The organism is Candidatus Pantoea floridensis, assembly GCF_900215435.1.
GTDB classification, from domain to species: Bacteria; Pseudomonadota; Gammaproteobacteria; order Enterobacterales; family Enterobacteriaceae; genus Pantoea; species Pantoea floridensis.
This window is the reverse complement of the sequence record NZ_OCMY01000001.1, coordinates 2,751,159-2,774,659: the sequence shown is the minus strand read 5'-3', so window position 1 is coordinate 2,774,659 and position 23,501 is coordinate 2,751,159. Positions and strand designations below refer to the sequence as shown.

Sequence of the window (23,501 nt, the reverse complement as noted above, 5' to 3'; positions counted from 1 at the left end):
CTCACACGTAGGGTCGCCATTCATGGCGGCCGCTTAACGATCTTGCACGACCTCTGTGGATGTTTTTTTCTTGCGCGCAAACAGCTGTGAAACCACCACGTAAAACATCGGCACAAAGAAGATGGCGAGGAAGGTGGCGGTAATCATGCCGCCCGCCACCGCGGTACCAATCGAGTGCTGGCTGCCCGCGCCTGCGCCGTTAGAAATGGTGAGCGGCAGCACGCCGAGGATAAACGCCATGGACGTCATGATGATGGGTCGGATACGCAGCCGCGCCGCTTCCACCGCCGCGTCCACCAGCGTTTTGCCCTCGCGCTCATGCAGCTCTTTGGCAAACTCGACGATCAGAATGGCGTTTTTCGCCGCCAGCCCCACCGTGGTCAGCAAGCCCACCTGGAAAAACACATCGTTTTGCAGGCCGCGCAGCAGCACTGCGCTGATGGTGCCGAGGATGCCGAGCGGCACCACCATGATCACCGAGAACGGAATCGACCAGCTCTCGTACAGCGCTGCCAGGCACAGGAACACCACCACAATCGAGATCAGATAGAGCTGGGTGGTTTGGTTGCCAGACGCCTGCTCCTCATACGAAATGCCGTACCACTGCACGCGAAAACCGTGCGGCAGCTGCTTCGCCAGCTGTTCCACCGCCTTCATTGCTTCACCAGTGCTTTGGCCCGCCGCTGGCGATCCGAGGATCTCCTCGGCGGTTAAGCCGTTAAAGCGTTCAAAGTGCGGCGAACCGTACACCCATTTACCGGAAGCAAAGGCGGAGAATGGCACCATGGTGCCGCTGCTGTTGCGGAAGTACCATTTGTCGAGATCTGACGGCGTGACGCGGGAATCCGCTTTGCCCATCAGATACACCTCTTTGACGCGGCCGTTATACATGAACTGATCGATGTAGCTGGATCCCCACGCCACCGACAAGGTGTTGTTGATATCGGTCATGCTCAGGCCGAGCGCGCTCGCCCTCTCATCATTGATCTCCAGCTGATACTGCGGCTCATCTTCCAGGCCGTTGAGGCGCACCTGCGCCAGATGCGGATCGTTGTTCGCCAGCGTAATCAGCTGATGTGCGGCATCCATCATCTGCTGATGGGTGTGCGCGCTGGTATCCTGCAGATAAAGGTCAAAACCGGTGGCATTCCCCAGCTCCATCACCGCAGGCGGCACCATGGCAAAGATTTTAGCGTTCTGGTAGTTGGCAAAGTGCGCCATCACGCGGTTCGCCAAATCCTGCACGCTTTGCCCGCGGTGGGTACGATCGCCCCAATCTTTCAGGCGTACGAAGGCCATGGCGTTGCTTTGACCGCGACCGGCAAAGTTAAAGCCCGCCACGCCAAAGGTGGTGGTCACCACCGAGGCTTCGTTCTTCTCCAGATAATCATTGAGATCGTTAATCACCTGCTGTGTACGCTGTGAAGACGCATTCACTGGCAGCGTCATCTGCACCATCATCAGGCCCTGATCTTCTCCCGGCAGGAAGGTGGTCGGCACGCGGGTGAAGAGAAAGCCCGTCACGCCGACGATGACCAGATAGATCACCAGGAACAGGCCGCGACGGGAAATCACTTTGCTGACGCCGTGGGTATAGTGCATCGCGCCGCTATCGAACTTGCGGTTGAACCAGCCGGCGAAGCCGGTGGTTTTGTGCTCTGCTGCCGCCGGTTTCAGCAAGGTGGCGCACAGCGCCGGGGTGAAGATCAGCGCCATGATCACCGACAGCGCCATCGCCGACACGATGGTGATGGAGAACTGACGATAGATGACGCCGGTCGATCCGGAGAAGAACGCCATCGGCAGCAGCACCGCCGACAGCACTAGCGCGATACCAAACAGCGCGCCCTGAATTTGCTGCATCGATTTAATGGTGGCGGTTTTCGGGTCGAGCTGCTCTTCGTGCATTACGCGCTCAACGTTCTCCACCACCACAATCGCATCATCCACCAAGAGCCCGATGGCCAGCACCATGCCGAACATGGTTAGGGTGTTAATGCTGTAGCCAAACGCCGATAGAATGCCGAAGGTACCGAGCAGCACTACCGGCACCACCAGCGTGGTGATCAGCGTCGCACGCAGGTTTTGCAGGAAGATCAGCATCACAAAGAACACCAGCACCACCGCTTCGATCAGCGTTTTCACCACCTCCTCAATTGAGGCGCTCACCACCGGCGAGGTGTCGTACGGATACTGAATTTCGACGTTGTCCGGCAGCGAATCTTTTAAATCGGCGATGGTTTGGCGCACCGCTTTGGCGGTATCCAGTTCATTGGCACCGGTCGCCAGACGCAGTGCGATACCGGCGGCGGGCTTGCCGTTCATAGTTGCATCAATGCCGTAGCTCTGCGGACCCAGCGCCACGCTCGCCACGTCTTTCAGCCGCACCTGCGAACCGTCGCTGTTCACTTTCAGCAGCACATTCTCAAATTGCTGCACGGTAGTGAAACGGGTTTTGCCAAGAATCGTCGCCTGCGTTTTTGCCCCCTGAATGGTCGGCAAGCCGCCGAGAGAACCGGATGAAACCTGCACGTTCTGGTTATCGATGGCGGTAGTAACGTCGCTTGGCATCAGGTTGTATTTGTACAGCTTTGCCGGATCGAGCCAGATGCGCATCGCGTATTCCGAACCCAGCACCATAAAGTCGCCGACGCCCGGCGTACGCGAGATCGGATCTTCTAGCTTCGATACCAGCATGTCGGCCAGATCGCCGTTGGTCAGCTTGCCGTCTTTGGAGATCAAGCCGATGACCATCATGAAGTTTTTCTGGTACTTACGGATGCGAATCCCTTGCTGCGTCACATCAGTTGGCAGCTGCGACTCGGCGAGCGACACGCGGTCTTGCACTTGTACTTGGGCGATATCCGGATTGATGCCCTGATTAAAGGTGGCGATGATCTGTGCGCTGCCGTCTGAGGCGCTGCTCGACTCCAGATAACGCAGGCCATCCAGACCATTGAGCTGCTGCTCAATCACCTGCACTACGGTGTTTTGCGTGGTTTCAGCGCTGGCACCCGGATACGTGACGGAGATCGACACTGCCGGCGGTGAGATATTGGGGTATTGATTAACCGGCAGACTGATGGCGGCAATCGCGCCGACCAGCATCACGATAATCGCGATAACCCAGGCGAAGATGGGACGTTCAATAAAAAACTTCGACATGCCGCCCCCTATTGCGCTGCTGCGTCGGTCATGGAAAGGCTGACCGCGTTGGCGGATGGCGTGTCATCGGTATTGGCCGCCGTAGTGGTAACTTTCTCTCCGCTGCGCACGCTTTGCAGGTTGTTCACCACCACGTTTTCCCCTTGCTGCAAGCCCGACGTCACCAGCCATTCTCCTTTGATCATCTCGCCGGTATGGATGCTGCGCTGCTCAATAGTGCTGTCACTTTTGACCACGAAGACATACGGCTGGCCTTTGGTGTCATGCATGATTGCCTCTTGCGGCAGCAAAATCCCCTGCTGCTGAATGCCCTGCGGGAAACTGGCATGCACGTACATGCCCGGCAGCAGTTCGTTATGCGGATTGGGGAATACCGCGCGCAGCACCACGGTGCCGGTGGTGGTATCAACGTTTACCTCCGAAAATGCCAGCTTGCCCTGTTCGGCATATTGGCTGTTATCCTCCAGCGATAACCCCACTGCCGCGGTGTTATCGGCCACTTTGGCAATTTTACCATCGGCTAATGCGCGACGCAGACGCAGCAGATCGGTTGCCGATTCACTGACATCCACATAGATCGGATCGAGCTGGGTAATGGTGGCGAGATAATCGGTTTGGCCATTGGTCACCAGTGCACCGGCGGTGTACAGCGAACGGCTGATGTGGCCGGAAATGGGCGCTTTCACCAGCGTGTAATCGAGATTGACCTTGGCGGTTTCAACATCGGCCTGCGCTTCGCGCGCGGCAGCAACTGCATCATCGTATGTCTGCTGGCTGATAGCGTGCGCATTGGCCAGCGGCTGATAGCGTTTCACCACCATGGCATCGTTCTGCCAGGTTGCCATGGCTTTATCGTAGGCCGCTTTATAGGTGGCGGGATCAATCTGATACAGCGGCTGGCCGGCTTTCACTTCACCGCCTTCGGTAAACAGGATTTTTTCAATCACGCCGCTTACCTGCGGACGTACCTGCGCCGTTCGCACCGCCGTGGTACGGCCAGGCAATTGGGTAACAAGCGTAACGGGTTCGGCTTTCAGGTTTACCACGCCAACTTGCGGCGTGGCGGATGCGGCGGGTTTAGCTCCGCCCTGGTCACAGGCTGCCAGTAAAAACACCACGCTGGCAGAAAGAAGTTTCAGGCGCATAGTTGTTCTCTAAAAGATAGGAGGGGAATAGTCACGAAGGTAATGACGCTAAAAAGCCATTGTAGGGAGGCGGGTTAAGCGAGGTTGTTAAGGTTGCGTAAAATATATTTTCCAAAGGAAAATGGTAAACCTTTCGTGCCATAAATCGTTGGGATTTTTAGCGTTTTGTGGGTTTAACCGTAGGGTCGCCATTCATGGCGACTTGGTTATTGGCCGCACCGTGCGGTCAGTTAAATGTCGTCATGAATGACGGCCCTACGCGTTTTGGTAAATTGCAGGCAAAAAAAACCCACGCATCTGCGTGGGTCGGTGTAATAACAGGGATGCTGCAAAGCAGCGTTGTTTCACACCCATCAATACCTCTGGGATGACCATATTGGCACCGAACCGCCGGTGAAAGACAGGTGCAAAAAGCAACGGTGTTCGGCGAAGTGAAACGAGGTGTGAATTTTCTCCACACCTTAATTACATTTTGATTTCACTGAGATTTATCTGAAGGCGGCTTACTGTAGATGGCATCCGGTGCCACATTCATGTGCTTCAGCACCGGGCCCATGATATTGCCGAAGATCGGGGCGGCCACCGATCCACCAAAGTGATCGCCCGCGGTGGGATGGTTGATCATCACCACCAGCGCCACTTCCGGATGGCTGGCCGGCGCGATGCCGGCGGTATAGTTGATGTAGCCGCCATCGTACTTACCGCTGGAGCCCATCTTCTCCGCCGTACCGGTTTTGGTCGCCAGACGATATCCCGGCACCGCGGCTCTCACGCCGGTGCCGCCCGGCAGCACATCACTCTCCAGCATGTGCACCACGGTTTGCACCACCTGCGGATTGGCCACCTGCTTGCCCAGCACCGGCGGCGTCACCTTGGTGATCGACAGCGGGCGATAAATACCGTACGAACCGAGCGTGGCGTATTCACGGGCAATTTGCAGCGGCGTCACGCGCAGGCCGTAGCCAAAAGCGAAGGTAGCGCGTTCGATGTCGGCCCAGCGTTCACGATGCAGCGGGAAGTAGCCGACGCTTTCGCCGGTCAGGCCCAGTCCGGTGGGTTTACCCAATCCAAACGCCTGATAGGTGTTGACCAGCGCTTCGGCGGGCATTGCCAGCGCAATGTGCGACACGCCGATATCACTCGATTTTTGCAAAATGCCGGTCATGGTAAGTCGCGGCCAGTGGCCAACGTCGCGGATCAGGTGGCCATTTACGCTGTAGGGCGTGGTATCAATCACCGAATCGGCGCGCACCAAATGGCGCTCCAGCCCTTCCATCACCACCAGCGGTTTCACCGTTGAGCCCGGTTCGTAGCTGTCGTTGATCGCCGAGTTACGCATCTGTGCCGGCGTGGCGTTCTCATAATTGTTCGGGTTGAAAGACGGATAAGAGGCCATCGCCAGAATTTCGCCGGTATCGATTTTTACCAGCACCGCCGCGCCCGAATCCGCTTTGTTGAGCAGCACGCCGTCGCGCAGTTTGCTGTAAAGCGTGAACTGGTCGAATTTGTCGATGCTGAGCTGCACCGTTGGCGGCTGCTGCGGCGGCTGGTAATCGATCATCGCAATGATGTTGCCTTCACCATCCTGACGATAAACCTCTTTGCCCGGATCGCCCTGCAACACATGATCGAAGCCTTTTTCGATGCCGTTCAGGCCATTGCTGTCGGCGCCGACGATACCAATCAGCGGCGCGGCCGCTTCACTCATCGGATAGAAACGGCTGTCGTTATACACCGAGCTGATGCCTTTCAGTTTCAGCTCGGCGATGTCTTTAGCGATGCCGAGTTCGATCTTGCGTCCCAGATAAAGGAAGCGCTTTTTCGGGTTAGCGGTGATTTGCGCGCGCAGATCTTCCGGACGCAGATTGAGCGCCGCCGCCAGATAGGCCCATTTGGCGCTGGTGAAATCAGGATTGGCCTCCAGCACGCGCATCGGATCGGCGATGATATCGCGCGCTGGCACACTCAGCGCCAGCGCCTGACCATCGCGATCCAGCAAGGTGCCACGGTTGGTGGGCAGCGTGACGGTGCGCAGCGAGCGCTGATCGGCCTCGTGTTCCAGCATCGGATGTTTAATCAGTTGCAGGTCGCCGACACAGATCAGTAATAGCACCAGACAGCAGAAAACGCCGAGGCAAATCAGGCGAAAACGAAACGGGTTAAAGGGGGCTTTGATCTGGTCTTTTCCCAGAAATTTTTTAATAGGAGGCATGGTAATCCACTGAGGCGAAAATCAGGCTTAATGCCAGCAGTTATAAAGAAACGTAAAGCGAGTTGACAGGAAAACTATGTTTCAAAAAAAAACCTGCGCATCTGCGCAGGTCGGTGTAATCAAGAAAACTTTTTGATGTTCACCCATCAATACCTCTGGGACCCTGACTGTAGCAAGGCGGCATGATGAGAAACCATCGCCTAAACGCAACAGTTACCCGCAAAATGTAACCAGCGGTGAGATTGTTAACCGTTTGTGCAAATCCGATGTTTTTTGATTTCTACCAGGCAACTCATGGCGTTTGGCCCCTGCGTCAGCGACGAGGTGCCGATATCCAGCGTCAACACATTGGGGTTGCCGGCACGATCCCACGGCTGCCACGCGCGACCAAATCCGGGATCGAACCACGCGCCGGTGGCGATGATCACCACACCCGGCGTTAAACCATCGGTAAGGCGTACGCCAGCCAGCATGCGGCCCCGCGCGTTGCTCACCTCAATCTCATCGCCATCCGCAATCGCGCGCGCGGCGGCATCCTGCGGATGCATATACAAGGTTTCATGTCCGGCGGTTTTATTGGCTTGTACGCTGGCGGTCGCATCCATCTGGCTGTGCAAACGATCCGACGGTTGAATGGAGATCATATGCAGCGGGAACTGCGCGCTGAGCGGCGCGCCCAGCCACTCTTGCGGCTCGCGCCATTCGGGATGGCCGGCGAAATCTTCCAGCTGATAGTCCGCGATGGTTTGGCTAAACAGTTCGATCTTGCCGCTGGCGGTTTGAATCGGGTGACTTTGCGGATCAACACGAAAATCATCCATAAATACGTAAGGCTTGCCGCCTTCCGGGATCTCGACATACCCGCGCTGCCAAAACTCACCAAACTCTGGGAAATGAATATCTCTGCGCGCATGCGCGGTGGCGCACTGCTGATACAGATGTTCAATCCACTGCATCTCGCTACGGCCTTCGGTGAAAACATCGCGATAGCCGAGGCGATCGGCAATATCGGCGAAGATATCGAAATCGTTACGCGCCTGATGCTGCGGCTTGATCGCCTGATGCATCGCCAGCACGAAGCGATCGCGCGATGAGCCGCCAATGTCGTTGCGCTCCAGCGTCGTGGTGGCGGGCAACACGATATCCGCCATCTGGGCCGCCGGCGTCCAGACAATATCCTGCACAATCACGGTGTCCGGGCGCTGCCAGCCTTCCACCAGACGATTGAGCTGCTGATGATGATGGAACGGATTGCCGCCCGCCCAGTGCACCAAATGGATATCCGGATAGTGCTGGGTTTCCCCCTGAAAATGATAGGGCTGGCCCGGATTGAGCAGCATGTCGCTGATGCGCGCCACCGGAATCGACAGATTGCCCGGATTCGGCCCGGTGCTCATCATCGGTGCCGGGCCATCCTGACGCGGATTGCCGACGCTATTCATCGAACCGTGACCAAACGAGAAGCCGCCCCCCGGCAAGCCTGGCTGGCCGAGCATTGATGACAGCGCAATCATCATCCAGTACGGCTGCTCGCCGCGATGCGCGCGCTGCACCGAATAGGAACAGGTAATAAAGCTACGTTTGCCAATGAGCTGCTGCGCCAGCAGGGCAATGCGCGCCGCCGGAATGCCGGTGATCGCACTCGCCCACGCAGGCGTTTTAGCAATGCCATCGCTCTCGCCCAGCAAATAGCCGCGCAGCTGCGGCCAGCCGGTGCAGTGGCTGGCGAGGAAGCGTTCATCAATGCCGTTGCGGCGCGTTATTTCATATCCGAGCGCCAGCATCAGCGCGACATCGGTGTTGGGGCGAATCGGAATCCACTCGGCATTGACGAACGCCGGGCAATCATCGCGCATCGGGCTGATGTTAACGATCGGCGTGCCTTTGGCGCTGAGCTGTTCCAGCGCCGGTTTCAGGCTGTGCTGCCCGGCACCGCCGGATGCCACCTGGGCGTTTTTCAGCGCCAGACCACCAAAGGCGATAAAGATGTCGGCGTGTTCCACCACTTGCGGCCAGTCAGTCACGCGGCCAGTCAGCGGCATATAGGTGCCAATCACATACGGCAGGAAGAACTGCGCTGCGCCCCAGCTGTAGTTACCTTGCTGATCCACCCCGCCGCCGCCCTGAAAATAGAAGCGGCGAATCAGCGTGCGCGCGTGGTTGACGCGTCCCGCCGATGACCAGCCGTAAGAGCCATTGAAAATGCCCGATGCGCCGTAGCGATCGCGCACGCGGCGATTCTCTTCCGCCACCAAATCCAGCGCGGTATCCCAATCCACCGCCACAAAATCTTCACGGCCACGTAAGGTGCGATCGCTGTGCTCGCGTGACTTAAGCCAGGAACGGCGCACCATCGGCTGGCGGATACGCTTATCCGAATAGACCAGTTCAGGGATGGTGTTAAGCATCGGCGACGGATCGGCATCAGCAAAAAATGGTTCGCAGCCAATCAGGCGATCGTTTTCAGTGACGGCGGTGAAGGCGCCCCAGTGCGCCAGATGCGGCACGCGAGTTTTCATGGTTTTAAGTCCGGCAGGCAGGTGTGATTAAGGTTGGCAGCATACCATGAGGCGAACAATGAGCTAAAGTGCGGTCGTGAGCGCCTGATTTTCCGTGCTTTTGCGACAGCGCTGGCATTCTGGCGGGTTGCTACAGGGGGTGTTTTCCGTAACACTGATGGCATGTGTAAACGTTTTCCCGGATGTCGATAATCGCATGGCTACCATTAAGGATGTTGCCCGCATGGCGGGGGTTTCGGTCGCAACCGTCTCTCGCGTCATCAATAATTCGCCCAAAGCCAGCGAGAGCTCTCGCCTCGCCGTGACGCAGGCAATGGAGCAGTTGCAGTATCACCCGAACGCCAATGCGCGCGCCCTGGCGCAACAATCCACTGAAACCCTGGGTTTGGTGGTGGGCGATGTGTCCGATCCGTTTTTTGGCGCGATGGTCAAAGCGGTGGATGAAGTCGCAGGGCAGACCGGCAACTTTTTGCTGATTGGTAACGGTTACCATAATGAGCAAAAAGAGCGTCAGGCGATTGAGCAGCTCATGCGTCATCGCTGCGCCGCGCTGGTGGTGCACGCCAAGAAAATTCCCGACGACGATTTAGAGATGCTGATGAAGCAGGTGCCGGGCATGGTGCTGCTGAATCGCTTGCTAAAAGGCTTTGAGAATCGCTGCATCGCGCTGGATGACCGCTACGGCGCGTGGCTGGCAACCCGTCATCTGATTCAGCAGGGCCACACGCAAATCGCCTTTATCTGTTCCACCCACACCATTTCCGATGCCGAAGATCGCCTGCAGGGCTATTACGATGCGCTGAAAGAGCACGGGTTGCCGTGTAACGATCGTTTAGTGGCGTGGGGCGAACCGGACGAAGTGGGCGGCGAACAGGCCATGACGGAGTTGATGGGGCGCGGCAAGCAATTCACCGCGGTGGCCTGCTATAACGATTCGATGGCGGCCGGTGCGCTGGCGGTGCTGAGCGATAACGGCATCCGCGTGCCGGAAGAGATGTCGCTGATTGGCTTCGATGATGTGCTGGTGTCGCGCTATGTGCGTCCGCGATTGACCACGGTGCGCTATCCGATAGTGACCATGGCGCAACAGGCGGCGCAGCTGGCGCTGGCGTTAGCCAATGGCAGCGAGATGCCGGAAGTCACCAATATGTTTAGCCCAACGCTGGTGAGACGGCATTCGGTGAGTGGACCGGGTTAAGCAAGATTGCGCGCCGCACAATTTGTAGCGGCGCAATTTATTGCGCGATAAATCGCGCCGCTACGACTCAGTGCATTGTGCAACTACAACTCCCGCGCGTACACCTTCACCCGCACGTCCGGGAACTCCAGCGCCTCGCACTGATACTGCCAGCCAAAACGTTCGTAATAACCACCAAACGTCGACCATAACCACAGCTTGTCATACCCACGCTGACGCGCGAACGCAATCACATGCTGCTGTAGCGCTTCGCTCAATCCCTTGCCGCGCGCGGATTCCTCAACAAATAACGCGGCCACCCACGGATAGAGATCCTGACGACTGATCAAATCGCAGCGCCAAAATCCCACCGTACCCAGCGGCGTATCGCCATCGAGCGCCACAAAGGTCACCGGGAAATCGGCACCGTTGAGGCTGCTGCGCACAATGCTGTCGTAAAACTCGCGCGAGGTGCCATCGCCAAACGCCTGCCACAACCAATCGGTGATCTGTGTGGCATGATGCGGCACCGCGCTAAGCGCAACGATCTTCATCCGTGCAGTTCCAGCGCCAGCAGTTCCTGAATGGTCTGCGCGCGACGAATTTCCCGCACCTTGCCGTTCTCAAACAGCACTTCCGGAATCAGCGGGCGGCTGTTGTAGTTCGACGACATCGATGCGCCGTACGCGCCGGTATCATGAAACACCAGATAATCACCCACCTGCGCCGCTGGCAGCGCACGGGTTTCCACTTTGCCGCCTTCCAGCTGGGTAAACACGTCACCCGATTCACACAGCGGACCGGCCACCACACTTTCAATCGTGTCATCACCCAATGCACGGCCATCTGCCGGCAGCAGCGAAATATGGTGATAGCTGCCATACATTGATGGGCGCATCAAATCGCTGAAACCGGCATCAACCAACACAAAATGGCGACTGCCCATATCTTTCACCGCCCGCACCTGTGAAACCAGCACGCCTGATTCCGCGACGAGGAAGCGGCCCGGCTCAATCTCCAGCTTCACCGGATGACCAAGATGCGCAGCAATGCGCTCGCGCGCGCCGTTCCACAAGCCGTAATAGTGTTGAGTATCAATGGCCTCTTCACCAAAACGATAAGGAATCGACAAACCGCCGCCGGCGGAAATCGCCTCGAGGTCCTGACCAAACGCCACCACCTGATCGACCATCGCGTCACACACCTGTTGCAGGTGGCCGTAATCCACGCCGGAACCGATGTGCATATGCAAGCCCACCAGATGCAGACCATGCTGCTGGATCGCCGCCAGCGCCAGCGGTAGATCGCTGTGCCAGATGCCGTGCTTGCTGTTCTCGCCGCCGGTGTTGGTTTTCTGGCTATGACCATGACCAAAACCGGGATTGATGCGCAGCCACACCGCGTGGCCCGGCGACAGTTCGCCCAGCTGATGCAGCATATCCACTGAACCGGCGTTGACCGGCACCTTCAGCTCGGCGATGCGCGCCAGCGTGGGCTGGTCGAACACGTCGGCGGTGAAGACGATATCTTCGCCCCCGGGCTGATAACCGGCGGCGATGGCGCGCTCGATTTCCCCCAGCGATACCGAATCCACTTTAACGCCCGCCGCACGCATCAACCGCAGAATGTGAATATTGGAGCAGGCTTTCTGCGCAAAACGCACTACGTCGAACGCGCTCAGCTGGGCAATGCGCTGCTGGATGATCGCCGCATCGTAAGCCCAAAATGGACCGACATAACGCTGCGCCAGCGGCAGTAAATGGGCGGCGGTTAACGCCGTTTCGGTGTTGTTCAGTGGACGGGGCATGTCAATTCTCCTGTGTCATTGAACGTATTTAGCCACAGCACAGCGATTCAGAAAAATATCTGTTTTAGCGACAGCTATACAAATATGATATGGCTTTAGCAGAGGGCGCAATGGCAAAAATTAACTGGCGACATATCGAAATTTTTCACGCGGTGATGACCAGCGGCAACCTGACGCAGGCGGCGACGCTGCTGCGCACCTCGCAGCCGACGGTAAGCCGCGAGCTGGCGCGGCTGGAGCAGCAGCTCGGCCTGCAGCTGTTTGAGCGGGTGCGCGGACGCCTGCAGCCGACGGTGCAAGGCCTGCGGCTATACGAAGAGGTGCAGCGCTCGTGGTACGGTCTCGATCGCATCATGGATGCCGCCGAAGGATTACGTGAGTTTCGCCAGGGCGAACTGTCTATTGCCTGTTTGCCGGTATTTTCGCAGTCGCTGCTGCCGCCGCTGCTGCAACCTTTTTTGCAGCGCTATCCACAGGTTAGCCTGAATATCATTCCGCAGGAGTCGCCGCTGCTGGAAGAGTGGCTATCGGCGCAGCGCTACGATCTCGGTCTGACCGAAACCCAGCATGCACCTGCCGGCACCGAGCGCCTGCCGCTGCTGACCTGTGATGAAGTGTGCGTGCTGCCGCCGCAGCATCCGCTGTGCCAGCGCGCGGTGCTGACGCCGCAGGATTTCCATGGCGAGAATTACGTCAGCCTGTCGCGCAGCGATAGCTATCGCCAGCTATTGGATTCGCTGTTTCATGAGCAGGAGGTGGATCGTCGATTGGTGCTGGAGACGCACAGTGCGGCGTCGGTATGCGCGATGGTGCGCGCGGGCGTGGGGATTTCGATTGTGAATCCGCTGACGGCACTTGATTACGCCGCCAGCGGAGTGGTGATGCGCCGCTTCAGTATCACCGTACCGTTTACCGTCAGCCTGGTGCGGCCACAGCATCGACCGGCTTCGGCGCTGGTCGATCACTTCTGCGACCACCTGCAACAGCAGGTAGCCGCGTTTCCACAACGTATTGCCGAGCAATTAGCTTAAGCGTTGACTGCTTCGCCCTGCCCGCCCGATTTGCGGAAGGTGACGAGGCAGATCACCAATCCGATAGCCGCCAGCGCCGCCGCCGCAACCGGCACCGACGTCAGGCCGTAACCTTTCTCGATCACCGCACCACCGACCCATGCGCCAAGCGCGTTACCGACGTTGAAGGCGGAGATGTTGAGCGTGGAAACCAGGTTTGGCGCATCTTTACCGTGGCGCACCACGTTAATCTGCAGACCCGGCACGGTAGCAAAGGTCGCCATTGCCCACAGGAACAACGTAATTTCCGCCAGCCACAGCGCATGGCTGGTCCAGCTGAACAGCAGCGAGAATACCGCAATCAGTACAAAGCTGAGGATCAGGCTGAACGACACTTTCCAGTCGGCCAGCTTACCGCCGAGGATGTTGCCGACCGTTAAACCAGCGCCGATCAGGAACAGCGTCCAGCTGACGCCACGATCGCTAATCCCGGTCACCTGCAGCAACAGCGGAGCGATATAGCTGAACAGCGCAAACATCGCCGCCGCGAAGAACACCGTCATCAGCAGCGATAGCCACAGTTTGCCATTCGCCAGCGCGCTGATTTCACTCGCCAGGTGCACCGGCTTCTCTTCTTTGTTGTTCGGCAGGCTAACAATCAGCGCGATAAAGGCGAAGATGCCGATAATCGCCACGCCCCAGAAGGTGGCACGCCAGCCAAACATCTGACCGAACCAGGTACCCAACGGCACGCCGAGCACGTTGGCCAACGTCAGGCCGGTGAACATCAGCGCCACGGCAGAAGCCTGACGACTCGGTGCCACCAGGCTGGCGGCCACCACCGCGCCAATGCCGAAGAAGGCGCCGTGACACAGCGCTGTCACCACACGCGCCAGCATCAGCAGGTTATAAGTGTAGGCCAACGCACAGAGCACGTTACCGATGATGAAGATGATCATCAGTAGAATCAGCGTCTTCTTCCGCGGCAGTTTAGCGGTCAGCAGCGCCATGATCGGCGCACCAATGGCCACGCCCAGCGCGTAACCGCTGATCAACCATCCCGCAGAGGGAATCGACACCTGAAGATCGCCCGCCACATCCGGCAGTAATCCCATGATGACAAATTCCGTGGTGCCGATGGCGAACGCACTCAGCGCCAGCGCCAGTAATGCAACAGGCATAACACACTCTCCCAATAAATTTTTTGCAGGCGGGCCGCACTGCGAGCGCAGTACGGTTACAACAGACGCTTATTAAAATTTGAACTGCGTCACATTGTTATTAAAGCATAGCCCTTGCACCGCAACCACCCCGCGTGGCGCAAGGCTATTTTGCCCGCACAGCAATAATCGCCGCGCGGAAAAATGACCGAAACCAACCATTGAGACAGATTGACGTTTTCACGCTACGCTTGTAGCAGGATGTGACGGTGGTCACAGTGGAACAGTTTTTGGCAATAAATCAGTCAGTAAAGGATGGACGCGTACTGCCGATACCTCAATGGATTGCCCGGTTAGGGGGTGTCAAAAATCGAGGGGAGAGCGTATGCGATGGCTCATTGCGCTAACGGTTGGCTGCCTGAGTGGCTGTTCTGTTGGGCATTACGAATACAGCAAAGAAGCAGCAAAACGCGTCGATATGACCGTCACCGGTATTCCCACCGTTCTGGGTATTGGTGCGCTCGGCACCACCATTCCTCTTACGCGTGACTACAGCCTGACGGCGGCGCACGTGGCGAAGTTTTCCTTGTATCGGGTCAAAGCCTGGCATCCTGAATGTGATATCGCGGTGGTGTACCACAAAAACAGTGAAGCTAATTTGCCACCGCCGTTTCGCAACAGCCATATTGGCGACAACGTGAATTTGTATGGCTACAGCTTTATTTCGGCGATGCCGGTGTCATCAAGCGGCAAGAATTTGATCAACACCACGCTGGCGAATGACTGGAATAAGGCCAGCTGTGTAGTGGTGGCGGCCAATGCCGGCGTGGTGAAAGGCATGTCCGGCGGCGCAGTGTATAACGCCAGCGACGATACGCTGGCGGGTGTGATTGTCGGTTATAGCAGCCAGATCGACGATAATAAGAGCGGTAAAACGCTGTATAAAAATGTGGCGCTGTATGTGCCCTATGCGCGTTTTCAGGCGTGGCTGGATGGGGTGGTTAAGTCGTAGATTGTGCGGATCACAACAAGGTCGCCATGAATGGCGCCCCTACAGGTGTCGTAGGGTGCGCATTTATGCGCACCGTTTCAAGGTACGCGCGAAATCTGATGATGCATTAATGCGCACCGGGAAATTACGCGGGAACCCACGCGCCCTTCAGCTGCACCTGCGGGAATCCGCTGGTCAAAATGCGCAGCTCGGCATCACGCGGCGTATTATCGCCCTGCCCCTGAATGCTAACGATATCCTGCGGACAGGCCGAGAACGCCACAAAACAATCCATCTCGGCGCGCAGCACGATGTAGTCGCCCGGTTTGGTCACTACCGGCAGCGTCTTTAGCGTAATGCCGTCCGGCTGCACCTGAATATTCATAAAGATATTAAATGACGCCAGATTACCGTGCGGCAGCGTCACGCCCAGCTCGCGCATCCCCTCAAACAGATTGTCATGGCAGTTGCGATGCGGTTCGGTACAGCCGAGCAGCTCATAGCGCCGCGCGTCGCAGGCGGCCATAAAGGTATCGTGCACGCCGGGCGACGTATCCGCCACCAGCGTCAAAATCGGATGGCGCTGGCTGGTGATGAAGCTGTCGCCCACTTTAGGATTGAGACGCTGATTCCACACGCGCGTCGCCTCCATACACATATATTCGCTCACATCCTCGGCGTTATAGGCCCAGCAATCTACCACCTGGGTACCGTGCAGGTTAATCACCTGTACCGCTTCGCCCTGCTTCAGGCGCACCGCTTTGCCGTAGCGTGCCGGGATGGTAATCGCTTCACGGTGCTGAAATTCAGCTGACATGTTGTTCTCCAGATTAATGCTGCATGGCGCGACGATAGCGCGTCATGCGGGATTCAAGGCCGCGCGCCAGCCAGTCGATCGCGCTGTTGAGCAGCCAGTAACAGAGCGCCACGGTGAGATAGATCTCCAGCGGCGCGTAGGTATCCGAAATCGCCTGTTTGGCGGCGTACATAAACTCCTGCACCGAGACAATCGATAGCAGCGCCGAGTCTTTAATCAATCCGATCATCAGCCCGACCAACGGCGACAGCATCTGCGGCAGGGTTTGCGGCAGCACCACATCGCGCAGCTGCTCGCGGCGGCTTAAGCCCAACACGCGGCACGCTTCCCACTGCCCTTTCGGCAGCGCATCAATCGCCGAGCGAACCACCTGCGCAATGTAGGGCGCGTAGTAGAGCGTTAGCGCCAGCACACCCACTACCGGCGACGACAGCGTGATGTCATATTCCGGCAGCACGAAGTAGAGCAGATAGATCACCACCAGCAGCGGCAGCGCGAGGGTTAGCCCGCAGTACAGATTGAGCAGACGCAGCCAAAACGGCGAGGCGCGCATCAGCAGTACGGCCAGCAGCGCGCCCCACAGCAGCGAACAAAGTGCCGCCACTAAACAGAGCTGCAGGGTAGCCACCAGGCCGTCAGCGAGCGACGGCAAGGAAGTGATAATTGCCTGCCAATCCATTATGCCATCCTCCGTTTTGCTTCCAGACGCCGCGCCGCTGCAATCAACGGCATGGCGATCAACAGATATCCGGCCGCCACCAGCAGCAGCACCTGGGTGGCTTCGTAGGTGCGGGCGATGACGATTTGCCCGGCGTAGGTCAACTCGGTCAGCGCCACCACCGAGGCCAGCGGCGTGGTTTTTAGCAGAATGGTGAACTCGTTGACCAGCATCGGCAGGCTGGCGCGCATCACCTGTGGATTGATCACATACCACCAGCTGAGAAAACGGCTCAGGCCCAGCGTGCGCGCCGCTTCAAGCTGCCCGCGCGTCACCAAACTGCGATTAACGCGCAGGATTTCCGCCACGTAAGCGCCGCTGTTGAGGCCGATAGCAATCACCGCCGCCAGCATCGGCTGGCCACCCAACCCCAGGCGCGGCAAGGTGAAAAACACCACAAACAGCTGCACAATCGCCGGGGTGCCGCGCATCACGCTGACATACAGGCGGCCGATGGTGCGCCAGATCCAGGCGCGACGCAGCTGCAGGAAGCAGCCAAGCTGCCCCATCACTACGCTGACGAGCGACGCCAGCACGGTGAGCAGCAACGTCATCAGCAGGCCGCGTCCGAGTTCCGGCAGCGCGGCCACTACCTGTTGATCCAGCCCCATGCGTTACTCCGCGTTAAAGTCGTGCAGGTTTTCCGCCACCGACAGCAGCAGCGGCGCGGGCTTATCGTTACCCTCAATGCCGGTGTTGCAGGCGGAGACGATGAACTCGGTATCCATCACCACGCGACAGGTAATGCTGTCGCCGGCTTTGGTCTGATTGGTTTCCGGCAGAATATCGCCCTCGCGCGTGAGCTTGACGTGCATAAACAAGTTGATCGGATCGGGCAGCTTCGGCACCACCCGACCAAGACGTGCCAGCTCGCCGCGCACGCCCTCAAGGCAACCCTCGCCCTGATAGCCACGCTCGGCGAGAAACGCGGTGGTCGAGGCGGGCAGCAGCAGATCGTGACGCTTTACGCTGTCTTTGCCCAGCACCATCATCGGACGGCGACGGTTATTCACCAGACGCATCCCGGAACCGAGCAGATAACTGTTGCTGAATACCCGCGTGTGGTGCACCGACAACCATACGGCGGGATCGGCAAGGCTAAAGCCAAACAGCGACGCGACGGCCCCCTCGCCCAGCGCGGTGATGCGCAGCAGCTGACCGCGCAGCACGCGAATCGAACCTACGCTGCCCGGCGCAACCTGCACCGGTTCAGCCAGCGTGCGCACGGCGGTTTCTTCATAACTTTCACGCATTAACAGCATGATTCATCTCCTGAGCGTGAAAATGGTCGCTGACCACGATGTCGATGGGCGTCACCTGCAAACCGTTGCCGGGAATGATGTCCTGCGGGCAGGATGACACCGCGCAGATCAGGTCGCACAGCGCTTCAAAGGTGATGCTATCGCCCGCTTTGCTGTTGGGATCGGTGACTTCCATGCGGCCATCGGCGGTAACCGGACCGTTTTGGAACAGGTTGAACGGCTCCGGCAGCGAGAAGTAGGTCACCCCAAATGCCTTCATCCCTTCCAGCAGGTTATCAACGCAGTTGCGATGCCCTTCCACGCCGAAATCGACGCTAAAGCGCGTGCGATCGCAGGCCGGTACGTTGGCATCGTGAATGCCGATGCTGTCGGCAAGAATGCGCAGCATCGGGCGGTTTTCACTCGACCACAGCGCATCGCCGGGTTTGAAGAACAGCGACCGCAGCTGCTGGCGCGTATGCACCGGCGACAGCTTTTCGTTGAGATCGTCGGCGTTAACCGCGACAAAATCGGCGGCCTGCTGCCCTGCACTATCAATTACGGTAATAAACTGGCCTTTACGCACGCGAAAGGTTTTGCCAAAGCCGGCGGGCACCGTCAGGTTGGACTGGCACATAGTTACTCCTGCGGAATGAAGTCGCTGGCGGGCACGGTGAAGGTGGTGCCGAGATACTGCTGTTGCAGTTTGGTCAGCTCGCCATCTTTCTGCATCGCCAGAATATGATCGCTAATGGCTTTGTTCAGGCTGCCATCTTCTTTACGCGTCGCCCAACCCATCCACTGTGACGGACCAACTTCGCCCACCTGTGCCACTTTACCGGCGTATTTTTTCGCTACCGGCGCCAGTACTGAGATGTCGTCATAGACGAAATCGGCGCGTTTGGTCATCAGCGTGCTGACGGTTTGGTCCAGCGAATCCACGTTGATAATGACGATGGGTTTTTTACCCTCTTTCTTCAGCTGCTCGTTGAAACCCTTGAGCAGCTGTTCGGGCACGCTGGCGGTTTTCACTGCGCCGCGCAGGCCAGACAAACTTTCCGGACTCAGGGTTTTACCGCTGAAGGTTTTCGCCTCTGCTTCGCGCACCAGCACGCCGTTAACGGTTTTGCTGTACGGCACGGTGAACAACACTTTCTTCGCGCGTTCAGCGGTAACGTTGAGAGAGGAGCCTTCAGCATTGAAGGAGCCAGAGATCAGGCCCGGCAGAATGCCGCTGAAGGCGGTTTTCTGAAACTCGAGTTTCACGCCGAGATCTTTTGCGAAGGATTGCATGATCGCCACGCTGTAACCGGTGATCTCGCCTTTGTCGTCGGTGTATTCGTATGGCGGAAAGGTTGGATCGATACCGACGGTGATTTTGCCGCTGCTTTTGATGTCGGACAGCGTGTCGGCTTGCGCCTGCGCCACGGTGCCAACGGAAAGAAGTGCGGCGATCAGCAGTGCTGTTTTTTTCATTATGGTGTTTCCCTGGTGTTGGTGAAATGTCTTTTTCTACTGAGCATGTTTTGTGCCAGTTTTTTCACCACTGCGCAGAGGGCATCACGCCAGGTCAATCTTTAGCTAGTAAAATCAATTGGAAACAACTGTTTCTTTTTTTTATTTTTAATTTCTTTGGTTTCACAGGCGAGCGGGACGGCGGCTGTTGCTGGAGAGAGAGTTGGCAGGATTGCACTGCTTTGGTGAGATTTCTGGCGCGCAGTGCGCCAGCACGGCGCACTATTCTAGTTCATCGAGGGATTGGTGCAGCGCTTCAATTTGCGCGAGATGATCGTTACTGGCTTTACCCATTTGTCGGGCCACCAGTGAGCAGAGCAGATTACACACACCAGAGAGCGCGGCGGTGCTATCGAAGATCAGGCTGCTATCGGTATGGCAGCGAATCACCCATTGCGCGTGGCGCGCCGGTTTGCCGGAGAGCACGTCGGCGATATACAGCATGGGCACATTGCGCTCGGCTAATGCATTCATGGCCGTTTCCAGCGCCGGCATACGGCGGCGCAGTCCGACGCAAATTACCACGTCTTGCGCCGTCAGCGCCGCCATATGTTCCGCCAGCGAATCGCCCGGACGCGGCAGCAGGCGTACATCAGAATGGATATGAATCAGATCGCGATAGATCAAATGCGCAATGGTTTGGCTGTGGCGCCAGCCCATCACCACCACACGGCGTGCCTGGCTGATAGCCGTCACCGCCTGCTGCAGCTGTTCGCTATCCAGCGTGCGATAGCTGTTGACCAGGTTGGCGATCTCTTTTTCCAGGTGCTGCTGCATGATGCTGGCCAGTGGCGATGCGCTGGGTGCCGGTTGCAGATAAAGCGGCGAACCGCTGCTCTGCATCTCGCGCGCCTGACGGCGTGCGGCTTCATAACTCTCATAGCCGAGATGGCGAAAGAAACGTGTGGTGGTGGCTTTCGAGACGCCTGCGCTGTGCGCCAGTTCAGTGGCGGTGTTCATGGCTAACTGCCCGGGCGCGGCGAGAAGCACGTCGGCTAAGCGCTGTTCGTGGCTGGAGAGCTGATCCCAGTGCTGACGAATCCGGCCCTCTAACGTTGCCGCTTTTGCACTCATGGTGTTTCCCTGAAAATGAAAAAAACCATCCTGCACAGAGCGTGCCGGGTTGTCATCAGGAATTTTGTTTTATGCCGCTGGAATAAAAAAAGGTCGCCATGAATGGCGACCCTACGAGATATCGGAGAGGATTACTTGCCGGTTGGACGCAGTGCCGGGAACAGGATCACGTCGCGGATGGTGTGGCTGTTGGTAAACAGCATCACCATACGGTCAATACCAATACCCAAACCTGCGGTTGGTGGCAGGCCGTGCTCCAATGCGGTGACGTAATCTTCATCGTAGAACATCGCTTCGTCATCACCGGCATCTTTGGCATTCACCTGCTGCAGGAAACGCTCAGCCTGATCTTCTGCATCGTTCAGCTCCGAGAAGCCGTTACCGATTTCACGGCCGCCGATGAAGAATTCAAAGCGATCGGTGATTTCCGGGTTCTCGTCGTTACGACGCGCCAGCGGGGAAACCTCAGCCGGATATTCGGTGATGAAGGTTGGCTGAATCAGGTGCGCTTCGGCGGTCTCTTCGAAGATCTCCGTGACCACGCGGCCCAGTCCCCAGCTCTTCTCAACTTTGATATGCAGCGAGTTAGCAATCGCCACCGCTTTATCGAAGTCTTCCAGATCGCTCAGGTCGGTTTCCGGACGGTATTTCTTGATCGCTTCACGCATGGTGAGCTTCTCAAACGGCTTGCCGAAATCGAAGCTGTGATCGCCATACGGCACTTTGGTGGTGCCCAACACATCCTGCGCCAGAGTGCGGAACAGGCTTTCGGTCAGCTCGATCAGATCTTTGTAATCCGCATACGCCATATAGAGCTCCATCATAGTGAACTCTGGGTTATGACGCGGCGAAATACCTTCGTTACGGAAGTTACGGTTGATCTCGAACACGCGATCAAAACCGCCTACCACCAGACGCTTCAGGTACAGCTCTGGCGCAATACGCAGGTACATATCGATGTCGAGCGCATTGTGATGGGTGATGAACGGACGCGCAGAGGCACCGCCAGGAATCACCTGCATCATTGGCGTTTCCACTTCCATGAAGTCGCGGTTAACCATGAACTGGCGAATGCCGGCCATGATCTTTGAGCGTACTTTGAAGGTGTTACGTGATTCGTCGTTAGAGATCAGGTCCAGGTAACGCTGACGATAACGGGTTTCCTGATCGGCCAGGCCGTGGAATTTATCCGGCAGCGGACGCAGCGCTTTGGTCAGCAGACGCAGCTCAGAGATGTGGATCGACAGCTCACCGGTTTTGGTCTTGAACAGCTTACCGCGCGCGCCAAGGATATCGCCGAGATCCCACTTTTTGAACTGCTCGTTGTAAACGCCTTCTGGCAGATCGTCGCGAGATACGTAGATCTGAATCTGGCCGCCGACATCCTGCAGGGTGGCGAAGGAGGCTTTACCCATGATGCGGCGCGTCATCATACGACCGGCCACGCTCACTTCGACGCCCAGCGCTTCCAGCTCTTCGTTGCTCTTTTCGTCATAGCTGGCGTGCAGCAGATCGGCCGTGGTATCACGGCGGAAATCGTTGGGAAACGCCACGCCTTTTTCACGCAGCGCGTTGAGTTTTTCGCGACGCGCTTTCAGTTCGTTATTTAACTCAAGGGCGGCATCAGCGCTCTGCGGTTGTTGTTCAGACATGTCGGTTCCTTATAGCCCTGCTTTTAAACTTGCTTCAATAAAACGATCGATATCGCCATCCAACACCGCCTGGGTGTTGCGGGTTTCTACGCCGGTGCGCAGATCCTTGATGCGTGAATCGTCGAGAACATAAGAACGGATCTGGCTGCCCCAGCCGATATCAGACTTGTTATCTTCCGCTGCCTGCTTGTCCGCGTTTTTCTTCTGCATCTCATATTCGTACAGCTTGGCGCGTAACTGCTTGAAGGCCTGATCTTTGTTCTTGTGCTGTGAACGGTCGTTCTGGCACTGCACCACAATGTTGGTCGGCAAGTGGGTAATACGCACCGCAGACTCGGTTTTGTTAACGTGCTGGCCGCCCGCACCGGAGGCGCGGTAAACGTCGATACGCAGATCGGCGGGGTTAATGTCGATATCGATGTTGTCATCCACTTCCGGGTAGATAAACACCGAACTGAATGAGGTATGGCGACGGCCGCCGGAATCGAATGGGCTCTTACGCACCAGGCGATGAACGCCGGTTTCGGTGCGCAACCAGCCAAACGCGTAGTCGCCGATGATTTTAATGGTAGCGGATTTGGTACCAGCCACTTCACCGTCTGACTCTTCGATAATTTCGGTTTTATAGCCTTTGGCTTCGGCCCAGCGCAGATACATACGCAGCAGCATGCTGGCCCAATCCTGCGCTTCGGTGCCGCCGGAACCGGCCTGAATATCCATGTAGCAGTCAGCGCTGTCATATTCGCCAGAGAACATGCGGCGGAATTCCAGTTCGCCCAGCTTCACTTCCAGCGCATCCAGCTCGGCAACGGCTTCGTTGAAGGTCTCTTCGTCGTCGGCTTCTACCGCCAGATCCAGCAGGCCCTGCACATCTTCCAGGCCCTGACGCATATGATCTAGGGTTTCAACCACCGCCTCAAGCGAAGCACGTTCTTTACCCAGCGCTTGCGCGCGATCGGGTTCGTTCCAGACGTCCGGCTGTTCCAGCTCGGCGTTTACTTCTTCAAGGCGTTCTTTCTTGGCATCGTAGTCAAAGATACCCCCGAAGAACGTCGCTGCGCTCACTGAGGTCCTGAATACGATTTTTGACCGGATTAATTTCAAACATGGCTTTTCAGTCTTTTTTGACGATTCGGTGAAAGGAGATAAAAACTAACGCGCTAGTTTACCCGAAAGCACACCCACTTTGTAGCGGCGCGATTTATCGCGCATTGAATTGCGCCGCTACCATGTGTGCTTTCGATAATGAGGGTTTTTCATGCCTTAACGGACAACCAGTAGCGGATTGATGGCGACTT

Annotated in this window: 19 protein-coding genes; 3 read left to right on the top strand and 16 right to left on the bottom strand. The window is 57.3% G+C overall.

All coding sequences use genetic code 11. The features are described 5' to 3' along the window. Window positions 1-33: 33 nt before the first annotated feature. The 4 genes from CRO19_RS12980 to CRO19_RS12965 all read right to left on the bottom strand — a co-directional run bounded on the left by CRO19_RS12980 (window position 34) and on the right by CRO19_RS12965 (window position 9,041). The gene (locus tag CRO19_RS12980; RefSeq protein WP_097096177.1) at window positions 34-3,165 is read right to left on the bottom strand and encodes an efflux RND transporter permease subunit; all 3,132 of its coding nucleotides are present in this window, start codon (window positions 3,163-3,165) and stop codon (window positions 34-36) included. A gap of 8 nt (window positions 3,166-3,173) precedes the next feature. Then, window positions 3,174-4,310, bottom strand: coding sequence for an efflux RND transporter periplasmic adaptor subunit (locus CRO19_RS12975; RefSeq protein ID WP_097096176.1), 1,137 nt, complete (start codon window positions 4,308-4,310; stop codon window positions 3,174-3,176). Between the two features lie 478 nt (window positions 4,311-4,788). Next, the gene (locus CRO19_RS12970) at window positions 4,789-6,522 is read right to left on the bottom strand and encodes a penicillin-binding transpeptidase domain-containing protein (protein ID WP_097096175.1); all 1,734 of its coding nucleotides are present in this window, start codon (window positions 6,520-6,522) and stop codon (window positions 4,789-4,791) included. A gap of 245 nt (window positions 6,523-6,767) precedes the next feature. Next, the gene (locus CRO19_RS12965; RefSeq protein ID WP_097096174.1) at window positions 6,768-9,041 is read right to left on the bottom strand and encodes a molybdopterin-dependent oxidoreductase; all 2,274 of its coding nucleotides are present in this window, start codon (window positions 9,039-9,041) and stop codon (window positions 6,768-6,770) included. A 196-nt stretch (window positions 9,042-9,237) separates the two neighbouring features. On the opposite strand from CRO19_RS12965, the gene galR reads away from it, so the two are divergent. Next, window positions 9,238-10,239, top strand: coding sequence for an HTH-type transcriptional regulator GalR (galR, locus tag CRO19_RS12960; RefSeq protein ID WP_097096173.1), 1,002 nt, complete (start codon window positions 9,238-9,240; stop codon window positions 10,237-10,239). A gap of 83 nt (window positions 10,240-10,322) precedes the next feature. Here galR and CRO19_RS12955 read toward each other — a convergent pair whose 3' ends face one another. Further along, on the bottom strand, window positions 10,323-10,772 hold the full coding sequence (locus CRO19_RS12955; protein ID WP_097096172.1) for a GNAT family N-acetyltransferase: 450 nt from the start codon (window positions 10,770-10,772) through the stop codon (window positions 10,323-10,325). Next, window positions 10,769-12,025 (bottom strand): diaminopimelate decarboxylase, encoded by a 1,257-nt coding sequence (gene lysA / locus CRO19_RS12950; RefSeq protein WP_097096171.1) that lies wholly within the window; start codon window positions 12,023-12,025, stop codon window positions 10,769-10,771. The genes CRO19_RS12955 and lysA overlap by 4 nt, the downstream gene beginning before the upstream one ends. Window positions 12,026-12,135: 110 nt before the next feature. Between lysA and CRO19_RS12945 the strand changes: the two genes are divergently transcribed. Continuing rightward, entirely contained in the window at window positions 12,136-13,056 is a 921-nt protein-coding gene (locus CRO19_RS12945; protein WP_097096170.1) for a LysR family transcriptional regulator, read from the top strand. Here CRO19_RS12945 and CRO19_RS12940 read toward each other — a convergent pair. After that, window positions 13,053-14,216, bottom strand: coding sequence for an MFS transporter (locus tag CRO19_RS12940; protein ID WP_097096169.1), 1,164 nt, complete (start codon window positions 14,214-14,216; stop codon window positions 13,053-13,055). The genes CRO19_RS12945 and CRO19_RS12940 overlap by 4 nt on opposite strands. A gap of 364 nt (window positions 14,217-14,580) precedes the next feature. On the opposite strand from CRO19_RS12940, the gene CRO19_RS12935 reads away from it, so the two are divergent. Continuing rightward, window positions 14,581-15,207, top strand: a complete 627-nt coding sequence (locus tag CRO19_RS12935; RefSeq protein WP_097096168.1) for a hypothetical protein — start codon at window positions 14,581-14,583, stop codon at window positions 15,205-15,207. A gap of 124 nt (window positions 15,208-15,331) precedes the next feature. On the opposite strand, the gene CRO19_RS12930 is transcribed toward CRO19_RS12935, so the two are convergent. From CRO19_RS12930 to prfB, 9 genes are all read right to left on the bottom strand, one after another. Further along, window positions 15,332-16,003 carry a DUF1989 domain-containing protein gene (locus tag CRO19_RS12930; RefSeq protein WP_097096167.1) on the bottom strand — a complete coding sequence of 224 codons (672 nt, stop codon included), beginning with the start codon at window positions 16,001-16,003 and terminating at the stop codon, window positions 15,332-15,334. Window positions 16,004-16,016: 13 nt separating this feature from the next. Further along, window positions 16,017-16,682 (bottom strand): amino acid ABC transporter permease, encoded by a 666-nt coding sequence (locus CRO19_RS12925; RefSeq protein ID WP_097096166.1) that lies wholly within the window; start codon window positions 16,680-16,682, stop codon window positions 16,017-16,019. Further along, window positions 16,682-17,332 (bottom strand): amino acid ABC transporter permease, encoded by a 651-nt coding sequence (locus CRO19_RS12920; protein ID WP_097096165.1) that lies wholly within the window; start codon window positions 17,330-17,332, stop codon window positions 16,682-16,684. Before CRO19_RS12920 ends, CRO19_RS12925 begins: the two co-directional genes overlap by 1 nt. Window positions 17,333-17,335: 3 nt before the next feature. Further along, the gene (locus CRO19_RS12915; protein WP_097097654.1) at window positions 17,336-17,983 is read right to left on the bottom strand and encodes an urea carboxylase-associated family protein; all 648 of its coding nucleotides are present in this window, start codon (window positions 17,981-17,983) and stop codon (window positions 17,336-17,338) included. Beyond that, window positions 17,967-18,599 (bottom strand): DUF1989 domain-containing protein, encoded by a 633-nt coding sequence (locus CRO19_RS12910; RefSeq protein WP_097096164.1) that lies wholly within the window; start codon window positions 18,597-18,599, stop codon window positions 17,967-17,969. Before CRO19_RS12910 ends, CRO19_RS12915 begins: the two co-directional genes overlap by 17 nt. Window positions 18,600-18,601: 2 nt before the next feature. After that, on the bottom strand, window positions 18,602-19,438 hold the full coding sequence (locus tag CRO19_RS12905; RefSeq protein WP_097096163.1) for a transporter substrate-binding domain-containing protein: 837 nt from the start codon (window positions 19,436-19,438) through the stop codon (window positions 18,602-18,604). Between the two features lie 261 nt (window positions 19,439-19,699). Then, window positions 19,700-20,551, bottom strand: coding sequence for a MurR/RpiR family transcriptional regulator (locus CRO19_RS12900; protein WP_097096162.1), 852 nt, complete (start codon window positions 20,549-20,551; stop codon window positions 19,700-19,702). 131 nt (window positions 20,552-20,682) lie between these two features. Then, entirely contained in the window at window positions 20,683-22,203 is a 1,521-nt protein-coding gene (gene lysS, locus CRO19_RS12895; protein ID WP_097096161.1) for a lysine--tRNA ligase, read from the bottom strand. 9 nt (window positions 22,204-22,212) lie between these two features. Then, window positions 22,213-23,311 (bottom strand): peptide chain release factor 2 gene (prfB, locus tag CRO19_RS12890; protein ID WP_097096160.1). Its coding sequence is split into 2 segments (ribosomal slippage): window positions 22,213-23,235 and window positions 23,237-23,311, totalling 1,098 coding nucleotides; the frame shifts between segments, so codons are not numbered across the junction. Window positions 23,312-23,501: the final 190 nt, after the last annotated feature.

Excerpts from the sequence above, each read along its gene's own strand:
- CRO19_RS12980 (WP_097096177.1), bottom strand. The coding sequence starts at position 3,165 with ATGTCGAAGTTTTTTATTGAACGTCCCATCTTCGCCTGGGTTATCGCG.
- CRO19_RS12975 (WP_097096176.1), bottom strand. The coding sequence starts at position 4,310 with ATGCGCCTGAAACTTCTTTCTGCCAGCGTGGTGTTTTTACTGGCAGCC.
- CRO19_RS12970 (WP_097096175.1), bottom strand. The coding sequence starts at position 6,522 with ATGCCTCCTATTAAAAAATTTCTGGGAAAAGACCAGATCAAAGCCCCC.
- CRO19_RS12965 (WP_097096174.1), bottom strand. The coding sequence starts at position 9,041 with ATGAAAACTCGCGTGCCGCATCTGGCGCACTGGGGCGCCTTCACCGCC.
- galR (WP_097096173.1), top strand. The coding sequence starts at position 9,238 with ATGGCTACCATTAAGGATGTTGCCCGCATGGCGGGGGTTTCGGTCGCA.
- CRO19_RS12955 (WP_097096172.1), bottom strand. The coding sequence starts at position 10,772 with ATGAAGATCGTTGCGCTTAGCGCGGTGCCGCATCATGCCACACAGATC.
- lysA (WP_097096171.1), bottom strand. The coding sequence starts at position 12,025 with ATGCCCCGTCCACTGAACAACACCGAAACGGCGTTAACCGCCGCCCAT.
- CRO19_RS12945 (WP_097096170.1), top strand. The coding sequence starts at position 12,136 with ATGGCAAAAATTAACTGGCGACATATCGAAATTTTTCACGCGGTGATG.
- CRO19_RS12940 (WP_097096169.1), bottom strand. The coding sequence starts at position 14,216 with ATGCCTGTTGCATTACTGGCGCTGGCGCTGAGTGCGTTCGCCATCGGC.
- CRO19_RS12935 (WP_097096168.1), top strand. The coding sequence starts at position 14,581 with ATGCGATGGCTCATTGCGCTAACGGTTGGCTGCCTGAGTGGCTGTTCT.
- CRO19_RS12930 (WP_097096167.1), bottom strand. The coding sequence starts at position 16,003 with ATGTCAGCTGAATTTCAGCACCGTGAAGCGATTACCATCCCGGCACGC.
- CRO19_RS12925 (WP_097096166.1), bottom strand. The coding sequence starts at position 16,682 with ATGGATTGGCAGGCAATTATCACTTCCTTGCCGTCGCTCGCTGACGGC.
- CRO19_RS12920 (WP_097096165.1), bottom strand. The coding sequence starts at position 17,332 with ATGGGGCTGGATCAACAGGTAGTGGCCGCGCTGCCGGAACTCGGACGC.
- CRO19_RS12915 (WP_097097654.1), bottom strand. The coding sequence starts at position 17,983 with ATGCTGTTAATGCGTGAAAGTTATGAAGAAACCGCCGTGCGCACGCTG.
- CRO19_RS12910 (WP_097096164.1), bottom strand. The coding sequence starts at position 18,599 with ATGTGCCAGTCCAACCTGACGGTGCCCGCCGGCTTTGGCAAAACCTTT.
- CRO19_RS12905 (WP_097096163.1), bottom strand. The coding sequence starts at position 19,438 with ATGAAAAAAACAGCACTGCTGATCGCCGCACTTCTTTCCGTTGGCACC.
- CRO19_RS12900 (WP_097096162.1), bottom strand. The coding sequence starts at position 20,551 with ATGAGTGCAAAAGCGGCAACGTTAGAGGGCCGGATTCGTCAGCACTGG.
- lysS (WP_097096161.1), bottom strand. The coding sequence starts at position 22,203 with ATGTCTGAACAACAACCGCAGAGCGCTGATGCCGCCCTTGAGTTAAAT.